This window comes from Flavobacterium sp. KACC 22763 (assembly GCF_028736155.1).
Taxonomy (GTDB): domain Bacteria; phylum Bacteroidota; class Bacteroidia; order Flavobacteriales; family Flavobacteriaceae; genus Flavobacterium.
Map to the genome: position 1 here is coordinate 2787586 of NZ_CP117879.1, position 17484 is coordinate 2805069.

Annotated in this window: 18 protein-coding genes; 15 read left to right on the forward strand and 3 right to left on the reverse strand. The window is 33.2% G+C overall.

Annotated elements, in window-relative coordinates:
• The first annotated feature begins 4 nt into the window (after nucleotides 1-4).
• The 10 genes from PQ463_RS11190 (at nucleotide 5) to PQ463_RS11235 (ending at nucleotide 7745) form a co-directional block, all read left to right on the forward strand.
• Nucleotides 5-430, forward strand: a complete 426-nt coding sequence (locus PQ463_RS11190; protein WP_274253772.1) for a DUF1801 domain-containing protein — start codon at nucleotides 5-7, stop codon at nucleotides 428-430.
• Complete coding sequence (locus tag PQ463_RS11195) at nucleotides 427-1530, forward strand: MBL fold metallo-hydrolase (RefSeq protein WP_274253773.1); 1104 nt, start codon at nucleotides 427-429, stop codon at nucleotides 1528-1530. The genes PQ463_RS11190 and PQ463_RS11195 overlap by 4 nt, the downstream gene beginning before the upstream one ends.
• Nucleotides 1531-1697: 167 nt before the next feature.
• Nucleotides 1698-2822, forward strand: a complete 1125-nt coding sequence (locus PQ463_RS11200) for a lactonase family protein (RefSeq protein WP_274253774.1) — start codon at nucleotides 1698-1700, stop codon at nucleotides 2820-2822.
• A 143-nt stretch (nucleotides 2823-2965) separates the two neighbouring features.
• Nucleotides 2966-3502, forward strand: coding sequence for a GNAT family N-acetyltransferase (locus PQ463_RS11205; protein ID WP_274253775.1), 537 nt, complete (start codon nucleotides 2966-2968; stop codon nucleotides 3500-3502).
• Nucleotides 3503-3588: 86 nt separating this feature from the next.
• Complete coding sequence (locus tag PQ463_RS11210) at nucleotides 3589-4170, forward strand: LOG family protein (protein ID WP_274253776.1); 582 nt, start codon at nucleotides 3589-3591, stop codon at nucleotides 4168-4170.
• A 63-nt stretch (nucleotides 4171-4233) separates the two neighbouring features.
• On the forward strand, nucleotides 4234-4896 hold the full coding sequence (locus PQ463_RS11215; protein ID WP_274253777.1) for a porin family protein: 663 nt from the start codon (nucleotides 4234-4236) through the stop codon (nucleotides 4894-4896).
• Between the two features lie 110 nt (nucleotides 4897-5006).
• On the forward strand, nucleotides 5007-5474 hold the full coding sequence (locus PQ463_RS11220; protein WP_274253778.1) for an SRPBCC family protein: 468 nt from the start codon (nucleotides 5007-5009) through the stop codon (nucleotides 5472-5474).
• A 265-nt stretch (nucleotides 5475-5739) separates the two neighbouring features.
• Complete coding sequence (locus PQ463_RS11225; protein ID WP_274253779.1) at nucleotides 5740-6108, forward strand: iron chaperone; 369 nt, start codon at nucleotides 5740-5742, stop codon at nucleotides 6106-6108.
• Between the two features lie 44 nt (nucleotides 6109-6152).
• Entirely contained in the window at nucleotides 6153-7052 is a 900-nt protein-coding gene (locus PQ463_RS11230; RefSeq protein ID WP_274253780.1) for a TlpA family protein disulfide reductase, read from the forward strand.
• Nucleotides 7053-7061: 9 nt separating this feature from the next.
• Nucleotides 7062-7745, forward strand: a complete 684-nt coding sequence (locus PQ463_RS11235; RefSeq protein ID WP_274253781.1) for a 2'-5' RNA ligase family protein — start codon at nucleotides 7062-7064, stop codon at nucleotides 7743-7745.
• A gap of 105 nt (nucleotides 7746-7850) precedes the next feature.
• Here PQ463_RS11235 and PQ463_RS11240 read toward each other — a convergent pair whose 3' ends face one another.
• From PQ463_RS11240 to PQ463_RS11250, 3 genes are read right to left on the reverse strand one after another with little or no spacing between them, the layout of a single operon-like run.
• Complete coding sequence (locus tag PQ463_RS11240) at nucleotides 7851-8213, reverse strand: VOC family protein (protein ID WP_111379222.1); 363 nt, start codon at nucleotides 8211-8213, stop codon at nucleotides 7851-7853.
• A gap of 30 nt (nucleotides 8214-8243) precedes the next feature.
• The gene (locus PQ463_RS11245; protein ID WP_274253782.1) at nucleotides 8244-8987 is read right to left on the reverse strand and encodes a DUF2625 domain-containing protein; all 744 of its coding nucleotides are present in this window, start codon (nucleotides 8985-8987) and stop codon (nucleotides 8244-8246) included.
• A gap of 29 nt (nucleotides 8988-9016) precedes the next feature.
• Nucleotides 9017-11164 (reverse strand): cation:proton antiporter, encoded by a 2148-nt coding sequence (locus tag PQ463_RS11250; protein ID WP_111379067.1) that lies wholly within the window; start codon nucleotides 11162-11164, stop codon nucleotides 9017-9019.
• A gap of 297 nt (nucleotides 11165-11461) precedes the next feature.
• Here PQ463_RS11250 and PQ463_RS11255 point away from each other — a divergent pair, with 297 nt between their 5' ends.
• The 5 genes from PQ463_RS11255 to PQ463_RS11275 all read left to right on the forward strand — a co-directional run bounded on the left by PQ463_RS11255 (nucleotide 11462) and on the right by PQ463_RS11275 (nucleotide 17302).
• Nucleotides 11462-12889, forward strand: a complete 1428-nt coding sequence (locus tag PQ463_RS11255) for an L-serine ammonia-lyase (RefSeq protein WP_202003590.1) — start codon at nucleotides 11462-11464, stop codon at nucleotides 12887-12889.
• A 99-nt stretch (nucleotides 12890-12988) separates the two neighbouring features.
• A complete protein-coding gene (locus PQ463_RS11260) occupies nucleotides 12989-14185 on the forward strand; it encodes an SH3 domain-containing protein (protein WP_274253783.1) in 1197 nt (398 codons plus the stop codon).
• A 51-nt stretch (nucleotides 14186-14236) separates the two neighbouring features.
• Entirely contained in the window at nucleotides 14237-15055 is an 819-nt protein-coding gene (gene panB, locus PQ463_RS11265; RefSeq protein ID WP_111366180.1) for a 3-methyl-2-oxobutanoate hydroxymethyltransferase, read from the forward strand.
• Nucleotides 15056-15208: 153 nt separating this feature from the next.
• A complete protein-coding gene (locus PQ463_RS11270) occupies nucleotides 15209-15898 on the forward strand; it encodes an RluA family pseudouridine synthase (protein WP_274253784.1) in 690 nt (229 codons plus the stop codon).
• Between the two features lie 75 nt (nucleotides 15899-15973).
• Nucleotides 15974-17302, forward strand: coding sequence for an aldehyde dehydrogenase (locus PQ463_RS11275; protein ID WP_274253785.1), 1329 nt, complete (start codon nucleotides 15974-15976; stop codon nucleotides 17300-17302).
• The last annotated feature ends 182 nt before the right edge of the window (nucleotides 17303-17484 follow it).

Consider the following 17484-nt stretch of genomic DNA (forward strand, 5'->3'; position numbering starts at 1 on the left):
TAAAATGGCAAAAAATAAAACCACAGAAACTCAAAACAGCGTGACTGATTTTATTAACGCTGTTGAAAATGATGTTAAAAGAAACGATGCTTTTGAACTTCTAAAAATAATTGAGAAAATAACAGGTTTTGAACCCAAAATGTGGGGGCCAAGCATTATTGGTTTTGGAAGTTATCATTATAAATATGAAAGCGGACATGAAGGAGATGCGCCACTTGCGGGGTTTTCGCCAAGAAAAACAGCGATGACTGTTTATTTCTATCTGCCTGAAGAAAAAAGAGAAGCACTTTTATCTAAACTAGGAAAGCATACTTCGTCAAAAGCCTGTATTTACATTAAAAAATTGGCTGATATTGATATCGAAACCTTAAAAAAGATAATTTTACTTTCAATTGAATACACCCAAAATTTATATCCGCAAAATAAATGATAACATTCCTAATTCTATTATTCCTGATTGCTTTTGCAATTTATATGTTTCTGCAGCATCCAAAATTCGGAAAAGCACCTTCGGGCGAAAGATTAATTCAGATTCAAAATTCACCTCAATATAAAAACGGAAAATTCGAAAATCAGAGTTTTACTCCAGATTTAGCTGAAGGAGCAAGTATGGCTGGTGTTTTGTTTGAATTTTTCTTTAAAAAAGTAGATCGAAAAATCCCGACAGATTTGATTCCGTCTGTAAAAACCAATTTAAAGAAACTGGCCTTAGACCAAGATATTTTAGTTTGGTTTGGACATTCGTCTTATTTTATTCAGTTGGAAGGAAAACGTTTTTTGATAGATCCCGTTTTTAGCGGTAACGCCTCTCCTATTCCTGGCACAACAAAATCGTTTAAAGGTTCTGATATTTATTCAGTTGAAGATCTTCCAGAAATTGACTATTTATTGATTACACACGATCATTATGATCATTTGGATTACGATACGATTTTAAAATTAAAACCTAAAACTAAAAAGATAATCACAGCTCTTGGCGTAGGTTCTCATTTGGAATTCTGGGGCTTTGCTCCTGAAATTATTATTGAAAAAGATTGGTACTCAAAAATAGAATTAGATCAAAATCTAACCATTCATACTGCTCCTTCTCGCCATTTTTCGGGCAGAGGTTTTAAAAGATGCAATACGCTTTGGACTTCTTTTATACTGGAAACTAAAGATTTCAAAATGTATTTGGGCGGAGACAGCGGTTATGATTCGCATTTTGCTGCAATTGGCGAGAAATATGGCCCGTTTGACATTGCTTTGCTTGACAATGGCCAATACAATGAAAAATGGAAATATATTCACAACATGCCAGAAGATGTAATACAAGCCATGAAAGACTTGAAAGCTAAAAGGGTATTTCCTGTACATTCTTCGAAATTTGCTTTATCACTACATTCTTGGGACGAACCTTTAAATAAAGTGACTGAATTAAATAATCTCTCAGAAAATCCGATTCCGTTAGTAACGCCAATGATCGGTGAAGCTGTTGAATTAAAAAACGACAAACAAGAATTTCAACAATGGTGGAAAGAGGTGAATTAATTATGAGTTGTGAATTGTGAGTTCTAAATCTATGCAATGTCACCCTGAGCGAAGTCGAAGGGCGCTCCAATTGGTACTAGGGCTTCGACTTCGCTCAGCCTGGCAAAAGTAAGCAAAACATGAAACCTGAAACTTGAAACTCTAAAACCAGAAACAAACTAAATACCGTGAAACAAAAAATAATACTTCTGTTCTTTTTCTTCCTTTTAACAACCAGCATTTTTTCACAAAATACTTATGTGTTTTTAGGTTCTTATAATCGCGATAAAACGGCAGAAACGATTCAGGTTTATCAATTGGATACTTTGAATGGGAAACTCACTAAGTTTACTTCGGTTAAAAATATTGTGAATCCATCTTATTTAACAGTTTCTCCAAACGGTAAATATGTTTATGCATGCACAGATACAAAAACTCCAAATGCAGGAAGCGTAAGCAGTTTTGAATTTAATACCACAGCAAAAACTTTGACTTTTTTAAACAGCCAAAGAAGCGGTGGCGAAAATCCAGTGTATGTCAGCGTGCACAAAAACGGAAAATGGCTTGCCAATGCCAATTATACAGAAGGAAGTGTATCGGTTTATCCAATTCTGGAAAATGGCAGGATTGATTCTATTGCGCAAAATTTTCACTATACAGACGGAAGCGTAAACAAAGAAAGACAAACCAAATCTCATGTGCACTCGGCAGTATTTTCTCCGCAGGGCAATTATTTATTTTTACCCGATTTAGGCGCCGATAAAATACGTAGTTATGCTTTTGATGAAAATCAGAAAAAGCCTTTAATTAAAACTCAAAATCCATTTACGAAAACTGATTTAGAAGCTGGTCCAAGACATTTTACTTTTCATCCGAATCAAAAATGGGGATATTGTATTGAAGAAATGGCGGGACAGATAAGTGTTTACAATTATGAAAATGGTGTTTTAAACAAAGTGCAGCGCATTGCCACACATCCCGACAAAATCAAAGAAGGTTTTGAGAGCTCTGATATTCATATTTCTCCTGACGGAAAATTTCTTTACGCGACAAACCGAGGTAAAGAAAACAATATTGCGATATTCTCTATTGATGAAAACGGATTATTGAAAAACATTGGCTATCAATCTACACGAGGAAAACATCCTCGTATATTTGCTATTGACGAAAGCGGAAAATTTCTAGTTGCTTCGAATGTGCAAACCAATAATGTAGTTGTTTTTAAAAGAGATTCTAAAACGGGATTATTAAAAAAAGTAGGGAAACAGATTAAAATGCAAAATGTTTCTTGTGTGCAGATTAAACAGATATAATTTTTTGTTTCACGCAGATTTTGCAGATTAAAACAGATTTTATTTTGTCTTCCTGAGCGAAGTCGAAGGATCGCTAGTGAATTGACACAGATTAAAAATCAGAAACTAAATGGAATAAAAACGAACCATAAAAACCATCAAAAATGCAAACATCAAATTTCAATTTACAGCCAGATTTTTTAGAAAACGAAATCTCAAAATTAATTCCCTTAGAAGAAAAACATTTTGAAGCATTATTTGAAGCTGCTTCTGATCCTTTAATTTGGGAACAGAATCCTGTAAAAGACCGATATACAAGAGAAGGTTTTAAAACTTATTTTGACATAATAATCACAAAAAGTTCATTCTTAATTCTTGACAAACAAACCAATGAAGTTATGGGAACAACAAGTTTTTATGACTACAATCCAGAAAAATCGAATGTTGGAATTGGCTACACTTTCATTACAAGAAAATATTGGGGCGGGCCATATAATAGTTCAAATAAGAAATTAATGATGGATTATGCTTTCCAGCATGTTAATTCGGTGCTTTTTCATATCGGAGCAGAAAATTTCCGTTCTCAAAAAGCTGTTTTAAAACTAGGAGCCGAAAAAATCAATGAACTGACATTTTCTATTAATGACACTGATTTTCCTTATTTTGAATATGAATTGAAGAAAAACAGAGACTTGAAATAAAAGGAAAGAAGCAAGAGAAAAGATATTGAACATAATAAATCGTCTTTCTTCTTGCTTCTTTCATCTTGTCTAAAAAAAACTAAAGAATGAAAAGAATAACCGTTTTCTGTGCTTCGAGTTTTGGTACAGAAAAAATTTTCGAAGAACAAGCAATTTTAGTTGGAAAAACTTTGGCCGAACAAAATATAGAATTAGTTTACGGCGGTGCCAATGTAGGTTTGATGGGTGCGGTTGCAGATGGAGCATTAAATGCAGGTGGAAAAGTAATTGGCGTGCTTCCAAACTTTTTAAGATCAAAAGAAATTGCTCATTTAGGCTTAACCGAATTAATTTTGGTAGAAAGCATGCATGAAAGAAAAACCAAAATGAACGATTTATGCGATGGCGTAATTGCTCTTCCTGGAGGTTTTGGAACACTTGAAGAGCTTTTCGAAATGCTAACGTGGGCACAATTAGGATTACATAAAAAACCAATCGCTGTCTTAAACGTAAATGGCTATTATGATTCCCTGATTGAATTACTGCGAACTATGACAGAAAAAGGATTGCTTAAAGAAGTAAATCGAGAAATGCTTTTGGTAAGTGACAATATTGCTGATTTATTGGATCAAATGAAAAATTACGTTGCGCCAACTGTTGGAAAATGGATTGATAAAAAGAACGTTTAATTTTAGGCAGTAAAAGCTAATTACATGTATTCGCTCTTCCAAAATTAAATAACCTATTATTAAATGAAAAAAATTACCCTATTCCTTTTTACAATTACTTTAATCACATTCAAAACAACTGCTCAAGAATCAAAATTTAAATTTGGTGTGCAAGCAGGTTTAACCTACTCAAGTTTTAGAGGTTATGAATCTTTTATAGATGAAGACCCTGGCTTTTCTTATTTGTTTGGAATTTCAGCGCAATACAAACTAAATGAAAGTCTGTCTTTAAAAGCAGATTTGGATTACGACAGAAAAACACAAACTTCAAAAGGAGAAGTCAATTATATTTCGGATATATCATATGACCGTTATAGCATTAAAACAACTAACTATTTGAATTATATTACACTTCCTATCATGTTAAAATTCAGTTTTACTCGTAATAAGAGTTTTTATATTAATGGAGGACCTTATTTAGGTTATTTGCTTAAGTCAGGTTGGAAATATAAAACTTCTGGCATACAAAATTCAGATGAGAATTTAGAAGATACCAAATATAGAAAATCAATGGATTTTGGAGTTTCAGCCGGATTCGGAAAAGAATTTAAACTAAATGATAATCACAACATCTATATTGAATTACGAGAAAATTTAGGTTTAACAGATATTGCTAAACCTGCTATGCCGACTGACCAATCAATGAAAACAAATTCTCTTAATTTAATTGCTGGATTTACATTTTAATTAAATTTTAGCACATATTAATATCTGAATTCCTAAATTAGAAGTTTAAAAGTAAATCAACTTAAAATTTACTTTTAAACTTCTAACAAACAACTTCTAACCTAAAAAAAATGAAAACAGAAAACAATAAATATGCAAAGGCCGAAATGCTGATTAGAAAACCTGTTTCAGAAGTTTTTCAGGCTTTTATCGATCCTCAAATTACTAGTAAATTTTGGTTTACGAAAGGATCGGGAAAATTAGAAGAAAACCAAAAAACCGAATGGACTTGGGAAATGTATGGTTTTTCGCTTTCAGTAACCACACTTGTTGTACAAGAAAATAAAAAGATTGTCTTAGAATGGGGAAATCCAGACGAAATTACTTTAGTCGAATGGATTTTTAGCCCGTTGAACGAAAATGAAACTTTTGTGAGTATTACCAATTCTGGTTTTCACGGAGATTCAGATAAAATAATCGATCAGGTTCGTAATTCAACTGAAGGTTTTACTTTGGTTTTAGCGGGAGCAAAAGCTTATTTAGAACATAATTTACGATTGAATTTGGTCTTGGATCGTTTTCCTAAAGGTCTTGCTTAAACGTATGATTTAACCGCAAAATCTGAGTGTTTTTTTTTTACCGCAAAGATCCCAAAGGATTACGCAAAGTGCGCAAAGTCTTTTTGAGAATCATTAAAATGAAAAGTTCACAAAGCATTTTCTACATAAAGCTTTGCGAACTTAAAATATAGATTTTGCTTAGTCTTCGTATTAAAAAAAACTTAGCGCACTTTGCGGTAAAGATCTAACTGCAAAGAAAAGCAACTTGAACCCTGAAACCTGAAACTTCAAAAAACAAAAGAAAATGGAAGTTAAAAAACCCGAAAACATAGACGAATACATTGGCGGATTTCCGAATGATGTTCAGGAAATTCTAGAGAAAGTCCGAATGACGATTCAGAAAGCAGCTCCAGATGCTAAAGAAAAAATCAGTTATTCGATGCCAGCTTTCGAGCAGAATGGAATTGTGGTTTATTTTGCGGCTTTCAAAAACCATATCGGACTTTATGCTCTACCTTCTGGACATGAAGCTTTTGCAGAAAAACTTGCTAAATATAAATCAGGAAAAGGTTCTGTCCAATTTCCTTTGAAAGATCCAATGCCTTATGATTTGATTACCGAAATTGTTAAGTTTAGAGTAAAAGAAAATCTTGAAAAAATAAAAAAGAAGTAATCTTAAATCTTAGTATTTTATTATCATTTACAAAATCTTATTTAATGAAAAAAATAAACCTCCTTTTTTTGCTTTTTGCCTTTTTTGTAACCTTTTTGAGTTTCGCTCAAGACGAAGCTGCAATTGAAAAAGAAATTCTAGAACTTCATAAACCCACAAAAAAAGTTCGCGATTCTATCGTAAAACTGCAAAAAGAAGTGTATTCAAAAATTGAAATTGAAAAAGACTCGATAATTAAAAATCAATTAAATCTTCGTTTGGATGAGTTAGAAAATGCAAAAGATCAAAATGATATTGAAGAATTAAAACTTGATTTTGTTTTTGCTAAAAATCATCCTAATTCATACTGTTCTTTACAACTAATGCGACTTCATGTTAGTCGTTTTATTGGAATGAATTTTTATGACACTTTCGTGGAAGTTTTTGAAAATTTTACGCCAGAAATAAAGAATTCTGAAAAAGGGCAAGAAATGTCCGAGAAATTAAGATATTTTAACCAAAGCAAAGTTGGAAGTCCTGCTCCCTACTTTAACCTGAAAGACATTGATAATAAAGACATTTCGCTTGCCGATTTTAAAAACAAACAATATGTTTTAATTGATTTCTGGGCTAGCTGGTGTGCTCCTTGCCGTGAAGAATTGCCGTATATTAGAGAACTATACAAAAATTATAAATCGCTAGGCCTTGAAATTATAAGCATTACAAAAGATGAAAAATCGGATGCTTGGAAAAAGGCCATTGAAAAAGATAAAATCGAATCTTGGAAACACATTTCTATCCTAGAAAATAACAGTTCTATAGATAGAGATTATTTCGTTAGCGGAATCCCTCACAAAGTTCTTATTGATAAAAACGGTATTATTATTGGGAAATGGAAAGGTGGCGGAGAAAACAATAAACATGATTTACAAAAGCTTCTAAAATCGATTTTTGAAGCAGAATAACATACAGAAATGAATTTAACCGAACATTACAATCAGCTTTATAAAACATCTTCTGAAATCATTTCGGCAGGAAAATATTCTATTGACTCTGAACTTAAAAATGAGTCTGATTCCCGTTTCGGAATTACGTTGCTTATTCGTCCAAATGATGAAATTAAAGCTAATATTCAAACTTTCATTAATGAATTGAAAAAAGCAGAACCAGAACAGTATTTTTATCCAGATTCAGATATCCATATTACGGTAATGTCGATTATTTCTTGTTCGGATAAATTTACATTAAATCAGATCTCACCAAACGAATATATCGAAGTAATCTGCAGAAGTATGGTTGATGTTGAGAAAATAAAAATTCACTACAAAGGCATAACCGCTTCACCTTCGGCCATTATGATTCAGGGATTTCCAAGTGATGAAACGTTGAATAATTTACGAAACAGGCTTAGAGAGAATTTCAAAAATTCGGGATTACAGCAATCTATAGACAGCCGATATGAAATTTCAACAGCGCATTCTACCATAATGCGTTTTCAGGAAAAGCTTCATAATCCGAAAAAATTAATTGAAATTGCAGAGAAATTCCGCGATTATGATTTTGGAGAATTTGAAGTCAAAAATTTAGAATTGGTTTATAATGATTGGTATCAGCGTAAAAGTACAACGCGCGTTTTGGGTGATTTTGGATTGAGATGATTTTTTTTGCTTGCCACTAATTTCACAAATTTACGCGAATTTATCTACTCTATAATTTGAATAATAATTGGTGGAAATCGTGCAATTCGTGGCAAAAAATATTGCCTATTTAAACTTTCCAAAATGCCATAATACTCCAGCTGGATCATGAAGAAAACATTCGCTTCCCCAATCTAAATATTTTATCGGAGTTAATTTTGCTCCTTCATATTTCTCGGGAAGATTCAAAGCTAAAAGCTCTTGATAATAACGTTCAACATTGTCAACTTCTAGAAAAATCATCGTGTTTTCAATCCAGCTTTTATCATAATAATCTTGAAGATAAAAAGCGATTTCTCCTGTTTTAAAAACCGAAAAATTAGATTCTAAAACCGTTTCTTCAAATCCTAAATCGCGATAGAAGCTTCTTGATATTTCAAAATTTTTAGAACCTATAAATGGACGTATTGACTTAGCATTGTGATTCATATTTATGTTCTTTTGAAATTATTTCAAGCTTTATTGTCCCAAACCAATTTGTTTACGCAAATCAAGATTTAAATTATACTGTTCTTGAATTGGGATAATTTTTCTTGTGCTTTTATTGATATCAGTTCCTTCGGCTGTCCATAAAAATGGATAAAAATTAAAAACTTCATCGCCTTTTAATTTCGATACCTCCTCGCGCCATCCATTCCATCTATTCCCTTCATAGAATTTATCCAAGTCATTACTAAAACAAAAACCTAAAAACTCAGAGTATGTAATATCAAGCGGTTCATATTCTAAATTATCAGGCGAGAAATAATAGATCTTTCCAAGATCACTTCCTAATCCGCCTCCATTCAATAAATAAAAACCGCCAATGGCGTCATCAGCAATCAGCAGGAAACTTGGCGTTTCTCCAAACTCATTAAATGATTTTCCTTTATTCCAATCTGGTAACGTTCTATTAAATTTTGAACTTCCAGAACCTAAAATTCTAATCCAGCCATCGTCTATTAAAAGACCACCTGTCATAAAAATTACAGCTCCCATAGTTGACCTTGTTGTAACTTGGGTTTTATATAATGTCTCGCTTGCTCTCGCTTGATCAACTGGTAGAATCTCTACTTTATTTTTTGCGGTTTTAATCCACTCTTCCACAATTGGCCAGCCTGGATCGGCTTTATCAATAAGTTCTTTTGTGCTTTTCATCTTATTCTGTGAGCTTACTGTAAAAGTAATTGCTATCAATACAATTAATAGGAGTTTTTGTTTCATTTATTTGGTTTGCAGCTTTTAAAGATTGCCTAATTTTTCTTCAAAATACTTCCAATGCCTCGTCCAATCTGTTCTATAGCTTCAATTCCTTTTGCTAAAGGTGATGCAGTAAAATCTTCGTAAGCATCCATTGCGCTTTCTTTGCGATCGTCTTGCGGATAGACCAGTATCACATTATTGCTGTCAAAATATTTCTCGAATTTCTGTGGCAATTTATCAAAAATAGACTGATACGAAACAGAGCCTTTTCTAGAAAGGTTGAAGACAACTAAATCGGTTGGTTTTATTTCGTCTGAGATACTTTCAAAATCTTCCCAATCCGAAACATTTTTGAATCCTAATTTTGCATTTAGTTTTAAATTATTAGCAATCTGCTGAATGGTTTCGTGCGTTTTATATTCGGCATGAAGCACAATCGGAATGCTTAATTCTTGTGATAGACGGCATATTTTCTGAAGAAGCAAGTGAAAACCAACGCCTCTTTCAGAAAATGGAGGGCAGATAAAAACCAGTCTTTTTTCTTCAATAAAATTTTTCTGAAATCTACAGATAAACAAAGTCTTATCGACATTATTGATTATAGAATCTACATTTTCTCCAAAAATTTTATCAATAAATCCTGTCTTTCTTGGCCATCCTACAATCACAATATCAGACATAATTTCTTTTGAAGTTCTGGCAATTCCACTCGCAGGATTGTGGTCAATTCTGGCAATGGTATTGATTTTAACTTCTGAAGCAGAGCCCTGAATAACAAATTTATCAGCTGCTTTTCTGTACTTCAAAATATTTTTTTCCGCCTGATTGTTATTAGGAACAATCGTCAATAAAGTAATTGGGTTTGATGACTTCTTATCTTTTATCAGAAGTGCAAAATCTAACAGACTCGCCGCCGCCGAAGTTTTAGCCAACGGAATCAGAATATGTTCGTCAAGAATTTGGTCTCTTTCTGTATCTTCATGTGAAAATTCTTCTTCGCAGATTGCAATTTTCTTAGCGGCTTTTTCAGTAGCAAATGAAGCTACAATACACGTAATCAAGATTAAGATAATGGTTCCGTTTAAGATATTTTCGTCTAAAATTTTAGCTTTATAACCCACCAGAATTACCGCCAAAGTTGCTGCAGCGTGTGCACTGCTTAATCCAAAAATAAGCTGTCTTTCGGTTCTAGTGTATTTAAAAACAATTTGAGTAAAAAATGCTGCAATCCATTTCCCGAATATGGCCACAACACTTAAAGTTCCTGCTACAATCAAAGCTGTTGGTCCGCTCAAAATAACGCTGACATCAACTAACATTCCCACTGAAATCAAGAAGAACGGAATGAATAATGAGTTTCCAATAAACTCTATTCTATTCATCAAAGCAGAAGAATGCGGAATAAGCGGATTTAATGCCAAACCTGCTACGAAAGCTCCAATGATTGGCTCTACTCCTGCTACTTCGGCCAAAAAGGCTGCAAAGAAAACCACAGAAAGCACAAAAATATAATGGGCATGTTTTTCACTCTCTAATTTCTTGAAAAACCATTTTGCAACACGTGGAATAATTACAAACATTATGGCAGAAAAAATAGCTAAAGAAATTATTAGTTTTACCCAAAATGCTTGATTTAAATTGCCCTGAGCGCTTCCCATAATTACGGCCAGAATAATCAAAACGGCAGTATCGGTCAAAATAGTTCCTCCAACGGTAATGGCAACGGCTTGATTTTTAGCAATTCCCAATTTGCTGACAATAGGATACGCAACCAAAGTGTGAGTTGCAAACATGCTTGCTGTCAAAAAGCTAGCATTAAAATCATATTGAAGCAAATAAAAACAAACTGGAAACCCGATAGAAAGCGGCAGAATAAACGTAAAAAGACCAAAGAGTAAACTCTTATTTCTGTTGGCTTTAAACTCATTCATATCCAATTCCAATCCTGCAATAAACATGATATACAAAAGTCCAATTGTCGAAAATAAATCGACTGCAGAGTTTTTTGCCAAAATATTTAATCCGTGAGGTCCAATAATAACTCCTGAAATAATAAGCCCAATAATTCCTGGAATATTAATCTTTTTAAGTAAAATTGGTGAAAGCAGAATTATAAAAAGTATTAATGAAAAAATTAATACAGGGTTACTTAAAGGTAATTCGAATTCTTGTAATAGATGTTTGAAAAATTCTATCATATGGTAACTTTATCTTCTTGTGGCATTATAATTTGTAAAAAGACATTTTTCAGAATTCAAACAAAATCCATGAAGTATTAATATTGACGAATCGAGTATTCTTTACAACTCGTTCTTTTACAAAAATACCTAAAAATAGCTAACTTTTTACGTAAAGCGCATATTAAGGTTTTAAATTTATTTCGTTGCCGAATTATTAAATTTTAATATCTTTTTTAACAAATATGCAAGATTAACATTCAAAAAATAATCATAATTGCATTATTCGATTATCTTTGTCTTAATAAAAATTGAACAATGGAAGAATGTATCTCTGTTTTTGATATGCTTAAAATTGGCGTTGGCCCTTCAAGCTCACATACTTTAGGCCCTTGGCGTGCTGCTGAACGTTTTCTTGAAGAGCTCAAAGACGAAGCAATTTTAGACGATATTACTAGAGTAAAAGTCGACTTATATGGCTCACTTTCTTTAACTGGAAAAGGCCACGCAACAGATCTTGCCGTAATGCTCGGATTGAGCGGACAAGACCCTGAATATATTCCTGTTGAAGATATTGCAGGAATTATTAAAAAAATCGAAACTACAAACGAAATCAATTTGGGTAACCAAAAAGTGATTCCGTTCTTTTTTCTTCAAGACATTGTTTTCAACAAAGACTTTCTTCCGTTTCATGCCAACGGATTAAAATTTACAGCTTACAAATCTGATGACTCTGAATATGAATCAACTTTTTATTCTATCGGAGGCGGGTTTGTTGTAAAAGAAGAGCGTACCAATGCTAAAGAAAAGAAAGCAATAAAATGTGCGTTTCCTTACCCAATTCAAAACGCAGCTGAATTATTGAATTATACAATTACTGAAAACAAAACAATTTCTGAAATTGTATATCAAAATGAAATTTCGATGCGTCCAGAAGCCGAAGTGCATTCTGAACTAATGCGTATTTGGAATACTATGCTGGAATGCATGTACATAGGCTGTCACTCGGAAGGTATTCTTCCTGGTGGACTTCATGTAAGAAGAAGAGCTTTTGACATGCATCAAAACCTAATCGGATTATCGAATTATACCGACCCGCAAAGCTGGTTGGAAGAAATTAGAAAAACCGAAGTTAAATTTCGCCAAATTTTAAAATGGGTTAGCTGTTTTGCGCTTGCCGTAAATGAAGTAAATGCTTCTTTAGGACGTGTTGTTACAGCTCCAACAAATGGAAGTTCTGGAGTAATTCCGGCCGTTTTAATGTATTATATGGTAATTGAAAACCATAGTGCTGGCGAAAAAGAAATCAAACAATTTTTGATGGTTGCCGGCGAAATCGGTAGTATCTTCAAAAAAGGGTCTACAATTTCTGCAGCAATGGGCGGATGCCAGGCTGAGATTGGCGTTTCTTCTGCAATGGCGGCGGGAGCTTTATGCGAATTGATGGGCGGAACTCCTGCTCAGGTGCTTATGGCTGCTGAAATTGCAATGGAACATCATTTAGGTTTGACCTGTGATCCTATTGGCGGTTTAGTTCAGATTCCTTGTATCGAAAGAAATACAATGGGTGCCATTAAAGCGATAAATGCTGCTGAATTAGCTCTAGAAACTGATTCTAAAAATGCTAAAGTTCCTCTAGACAAAGTGATTAACACAATGTGGGAAACAGCAAAAGATATGAATTCAAAATATAAAGAAACTTCTGAAGGAGGTCTTGCAGTTGCCGTAAATATGGCTGATTGCTAAAATTTAAGTTGCCACGAATTCCACAAATTAGCACGAATTATTTTTATATAGATTAGTGTTAATTTGTGGAATTCGTGGCAAAAAAATATAGAAACATTCATGAAAAAACTTTACTTTCTATTTGCTTTTTGCTCTTCTTTTTTACTGCACTCTCAAGAAATATACTATATAAAATCGGACACAAGATTATTTACTTCTAAGAACAAATCATCTGATTTTCTGGGCTATTTTAAATATGGAGCATCTATAAAACTACTATCTAAAAATGAAAACGGATGGTATAAAATACAATCTGATAATTTTTCTGAAGGCTATGTTGAGGCAAAATATATTGCAGAAACACTCAATGCATCTGATATAAAAACAAAAGATAAAGAAAACCCAATCATTGAAAGTGGCGATAATTATTATGGTAGCCCTCATTTATTTGTTTTAGCTGCCGGCTTGAAAGCACGCGCAATGCCTGATAAAACTTCAAAAATCAGAGAAATTTTATTTACTGGAGATCCTGTTCCTGTAAATTATTACCCTAAAAGCCAAGATGAATGGGTGAATATCAGCGGTACATTTAGAGATGAATATAACAAATTTGTACAAAGAAAATATATTGGACAACGTCCTGATTTCGACAAATTAATTAATGAATTTGACAAACTGGATGTTTCAAAAATAAATGAAAGAAAAACACTAAGCGAACGAATTGTAGAGCTTGCCTGGAATAGTGGTTACAAAAAATTAGCACCTGCTTATCAGCGTTATTCTGCTGTTGTAAAGCAGATTAATGATGAAAAATTAATTTCGGAAACAGAACTAAATGAACTTTTAGCTAGGAAACTAGGACAACAAAAGACTTTTGATGAAATTACAGCTATCTCTAAAAAAGCAGAATTTTCACTAAAAGGAGTGAAAACCAAAACATTCAATCTTCCACTTAGCGAACTTTTAAAACTGTATAATCAGCCTTTAAAAAAGAAAACCATGGAAGACGGATGTGGCATTTATTTAAGTGATACTTTTTATTATTATTCCGATTTGGAAGTTTCTGTAGATGAAAGCAAAAATCTGGTTGAAATTGTAAAAGTTTTTTTAAATGAAAACAACAAATTTATTCTCAATTCAAAAACCATTTTTGATTATAAGCTCACTGAAAGAGACTTTATCGAAAAATATGGAACTTATATTGAAACGTCTCTAAAAACTCCACATCACTACTCATTAAATTTAGAAGATGGACAAATTCAGCTACAATTTAAAGACGGCAAACTATTTTCTGTCGAAATATTCTATTATTGCTGATTCCCCTTTTACAATTATTCAATACTTTTACATTATCAAAAAAACAATAAAATGTCAGTAGCAAAAAAAGATTATAAAAGAATCACAACAAAGTCATTAATTGAAATGAAAAGCAATGGAGAAAAAATCTCTATGCTGACTGCGTATGATTATACAATGGCTAAAATTGTTGATACCGCTGGTATTGATGTAATTTTAGTTGGTGATTCGGCATCAAACGTAATGGCGGGTCACGAAACTACTCTACCTATTACTTTAGATCAGATGATTTACCATGCTTCTTCTGTAGTTCGCGCTGTAGAAAGAGGTTTGGTTGTAGTTGACTTACCTTTCGGAAGTTATCAGTCAGATTCAAAAGAAGCCTTACGTTCTTCTATCAGAATTATGAAAGAAAGTGGTGCACATGCTGTAAAACTTGAAGGAGGAAAAGAAATTAAAGAGTCTATCAAAAAAATATTAAATGCTGGAATTCCAGTAATGGGACATTTAGGGCTAACTCCTCAATCTATCTATAAATTCGGAACTTATACGGTTCGCGCAAAAGAAGAAGAAGAAGCTGAGAAGCTAATCGAAGATGCTCAAATGCTTGAAAAAGTAGGATGCTTTGCTGTTGTTTTGGAAAAAATTCCAGCAGCTCTTGCTAAAAAAGTAGCTGATAGCATTTCTATTCCAGTTATCGGAATTGGAGCTGGCGGCGGTGTTGACGGTCAAGTTTTAGTAATTCACGATATGTTGGGAATGAATAACGAATTCAGTCCGCGTTTCCTTCGTCGTTACTTAAATCTTTACGAAGAAATGACAAAAGCAATCGGGCAATACGCAGCTGATGTTAAGTCTAGTGATTTCCCTAATGCTAATGAACAATATTAATTTTTTTTTAAGATACTAAGGTTCTAAGTTTTTAGGTTCAAAGAGGCAAAGGAACAAAGGTTCAAAGTTTTTATATAAATTGCCTCCAGCTTTAGCTGGAGGTTTATTTTTAAGCTATTATAGGGCTTTAGCCAAATAATTCGAAATTCTAATATGAAAATTGTTTCAAATAAAAATAACTTACAGATACTTCATGAAGACAATCACATTATTGTGGTTAATAAGCGTGTGGGCGATATTGTTCAAGGCGATAAAACAGGCGACAAACCTTTGTCTGATATTGTGAAAGAATATATTAAAGAAAAGTACAACAAACCTGGAGATGTTTTCTTGGGGGTGATTCATCGTTTGGATCGACCTACAACAGGAATTGTAGTTTTTGCAAGAACCAGTAAAGCTTTATCTCGAATGAACGAATTGTTCAGCAATCGTGAAACTAAAAAGACATATTGGGCTGTTGTAAAAAATAAACCTCGTGAAGCATCAGCAAAACTGGTTCATTATTTAAAACGAAACGAAAAAAACAATACTTCAAAAGCACATTTAAAAGAAGTTCCAGACAGCAAATTAGCCAGTTTAGATTATACAATCATCAAAGAACTTCAAAATTATACGGCGTTGGAAATCAATTTGCATACTGGGCGTCATCATCAAATTCGCGCACAATTATCTGCAATTGGCTCTCCAATTAAAGGTGATCTTAAATACGGTGCAGACCGAAGCAATCCCGATGGCGGAATACATCTTCATGCGAGAAAACTAACTTTTATACATCCTGTTTCTAAAGAAAACATTACGATTATCGCACCAACTCCAGACGACCCGATTTGGAATGCTGTATGATTTTTATGATTTAATTGTTAAGTTTTTAAATTTTATAAATTAACTTGCATAGGAAAAATTCAAGTTAATCGGAAAATGGATTATAAAAACAACATCGGATATCGAAAGGAAACTCTAAAAAAGTTATTGTACAATATTCAGAAAAGCGAAGATTTAATCGTAAAAGCTTTATACGATGACTTTAAAAAACCTGAATTCGAAGCTGTTTTGACCGAAACCAATTACGTCATTTCAGAACTGAAAGATGTTATAAAAAATATTAATAAATGGGCCAAACCTAAACGTGTCCTTCCATCAATTCTTAATTTCCCTTCTAGCGATTATATTTACAAAGAACCTTACGGAGACGTATTGATCATTGCTCCTTGGAATTATCCTTTTCAGCTTGCTTTATGTCCCTTGGTTGCTGCAGTAGCTGCAGGAAACCGAGTAGTTTTAAAACCTTCTGAACTTACACCTCATACCTCTGCCGTAATTGCAAAAATTATAGAAAAAACTTTTCATGTTAATCATGTTGAAGTTTTTGAAGGCGGAATCGAAGTTTCTAATAAACTGCTGGCACAGCGTTGGGATTATATCTTTTTTACTGGAAGCGTTGCTGTAGGTAAAATTGTTGCAAAAGCGGCAGCTGAAAATTTAACTCCGGTAACACTCGAATTGGGAGGAAAAAATCCTTGCGTTATAGATGAAACTGCCAACTTAAAACTTGCGGCCAAACGAATTGTCTGGGGAAAATTTATTAATGCTGGCCAGACTTGCATTGCTCCCGATTATATTCTGATTCAGAAAAACATGAAGGTGAATTTCATTTCATATTTAATTGAAGAAATCATCAAAGCTTACGGCAAGAAAATTGACAAATCTCCTGATTTTGCTAGAATTATAAATACAAAAAACTGGTACCGACTGACCAATATGATTCAAAATGAGCATATTTTATTTGGAGGAGAAAGCGATGCCAACAAACTTTATATCGCACCAACGCTTCTTGAAGAGCCAGATTTAGATAGTCCAGTTATGGCCGAAGAGATCTTTGGTCCCATTCTGCCGATTTTAGTTTACGAAAATGAAAACGACATCGAAAAGGTTATCAGCCGTTATGAGAAGCCTCTTTCATTTTATGTTTTTAGCGAAAATAATTCATTTACACAGAAATTAATTTCAAAATACTCTTTTGGAGGTGGCTGTATCAACGATTCTGTTATTCATTTTTCTAATAACAGATTGCCTTTTGGAGGTGTTGGCCATAGCGGAATTGGTGCGTATCATGGCAAACGAAGCTTCGACACATTCTCTCACCATAAAGCAATTGTAAAAAAAGCAAACTGGCTTGATTTACCTATGCGTTATGCACCATATAAAAATAAACTAGTTTCCATAAAAAGGATTTTAGACTGGCTATAAATCAGTTAAAAACATTTCGGAATGTTTTGTAGATTTTGATACAGAATTGATTAAAAATATTATATTTACGTCAAGATACCTTTCAAATATTATAAGTCTATAAAACAATTCTACATACAAATGAAATCTACACGTGATCAAATTGAGGACATTAAAAAAAATGGCTTTTCCCTTGATTTTTC

What these genes read in the sequence shown, in the direction of transcription:
- PQ463_RS11205 (WP_274253775.1), top strand. Translation starts at nt 2,966, where the DNA reads ATGCAAACATCAAATTTCAATTTACAGCCAGATTTTTTAGAAAACGAA.
- PQ463_RS11235 (WP_274253781.1), top strand. Translation starts at nt 7,062, where the DNA reads ATGAATTTAACCGAACATTACAATCAGCTTTATAAAACATCTTCTGAA.
- PQ463_RS11190 (WP_274253772.1), top strand. Translation starts at nt 5, where the DNA reads ATGGCAAAAAATAAAACCACAGAAACTCAAAACAGCGTGACTGATTTT.
- panB (WP_111366180.1), top strand. Translation starts at nt 14,237, where the DNA reads ATGTCAGTAGCAAAAAAAGATTATAAAAGAATCACAACAAAGTCATTA.
- PQ463_RS11230 (WP_274253780.1), top strand. Translation starts at nt 6,153, where the DNA reads ATGAAAAAAATAAACCTCCTTTTTTTGCTTTTTGCCTTTTTTGTAACC.
- PQ463_RS11210 (WP_274253776.1), top strand. Translation starts at nt 3,589, where the DNA reads ATGAAAAGAATAACCGTTTTCTGTGCTTCGAGTTTTGGTACAGAAAAA.
- PQ463_RS11245 (WP_274253782.1), bottom strand. Translation starts at nt 8,987, where the DNA reads ATGAAACAAAAACTCCTATTAATTGTATTGATAGCAATTACTTTTACA.
- PQ463_RS11260 (WP_274253783.1), top strand. Translation starts at nt 12,989, where the DNA reads ATGAAAAAACTTTACTTTCTATTTGCTTTTTGCTCTTCTTTTTTACTG.
- PQ463_RS11215 (WP_274253777.1), top strand. Translation starts at nt 4,234, where the DNA reads ATGAAAAAAATTACCCTATTCCTTTTTACAATTACTTTAATCACATTC.
- PQ463_RS11270 (WP_274253784.1), top strand. Translation starts at nt 15,209, where the DNA reads ATGAAAATTGTTTCAAATAAAAATAACTTACAGATACTTCATGAAGAC.
- PQ463_RS11250 (WP_111379067.1), bottom strand. Translation starts at nt 11,164, where the DNA reads ATGATAGAATTTTTCAAACATCTATTACAAGAATTCGAATTACCTTTA.
- PQ463_RS11220 (WP_274253778.1), top strand. Translation starts at nt 5,007, where the DNA reads ATGAAAACAGAAAACAATAAATATGCAAAGGCCGAAATGCTGATTAGA.
- PQ463_RS11275 (WP_274253785.1), top strand. Translation starts at nt 15,974, where the DNA reads ATGGATTATAAAAACAACATCGGATATCGAAAGGAAACTCTAAAAAAG.
- PQ463_RS11240 (WP_111379222.1), bottom strand. Translation starts at nt 8,213, where the DNA reads ATGAATCACAATGCTAAGTCAATACGTCCATTTATAGGTTCTAAAAAT.
- PQ463_RS11195 (WP_274253773.1), top strand. Translation starts at nt 427, where the DNA reads ATGATAACATTCCTAATTCTATTATTCCTGATTGCTTTTGCAATTTAT.
- PQ463_RS11225 (WP_274253779.1), top strand. Translation starts at nt 5,740, where the DNA reads ATGGAAGTTAAAAAACCCGAAAACATAGACGAATACATTGGCGGATTT.
- PQ463_RS11255 (WP_202003590.1), top strand. Translation starts at nt 11,462, where the DNA reads ATGGAAGAATGTATCTCTGTTTTTGATATGCTTAAAATTGGCGTTGGC.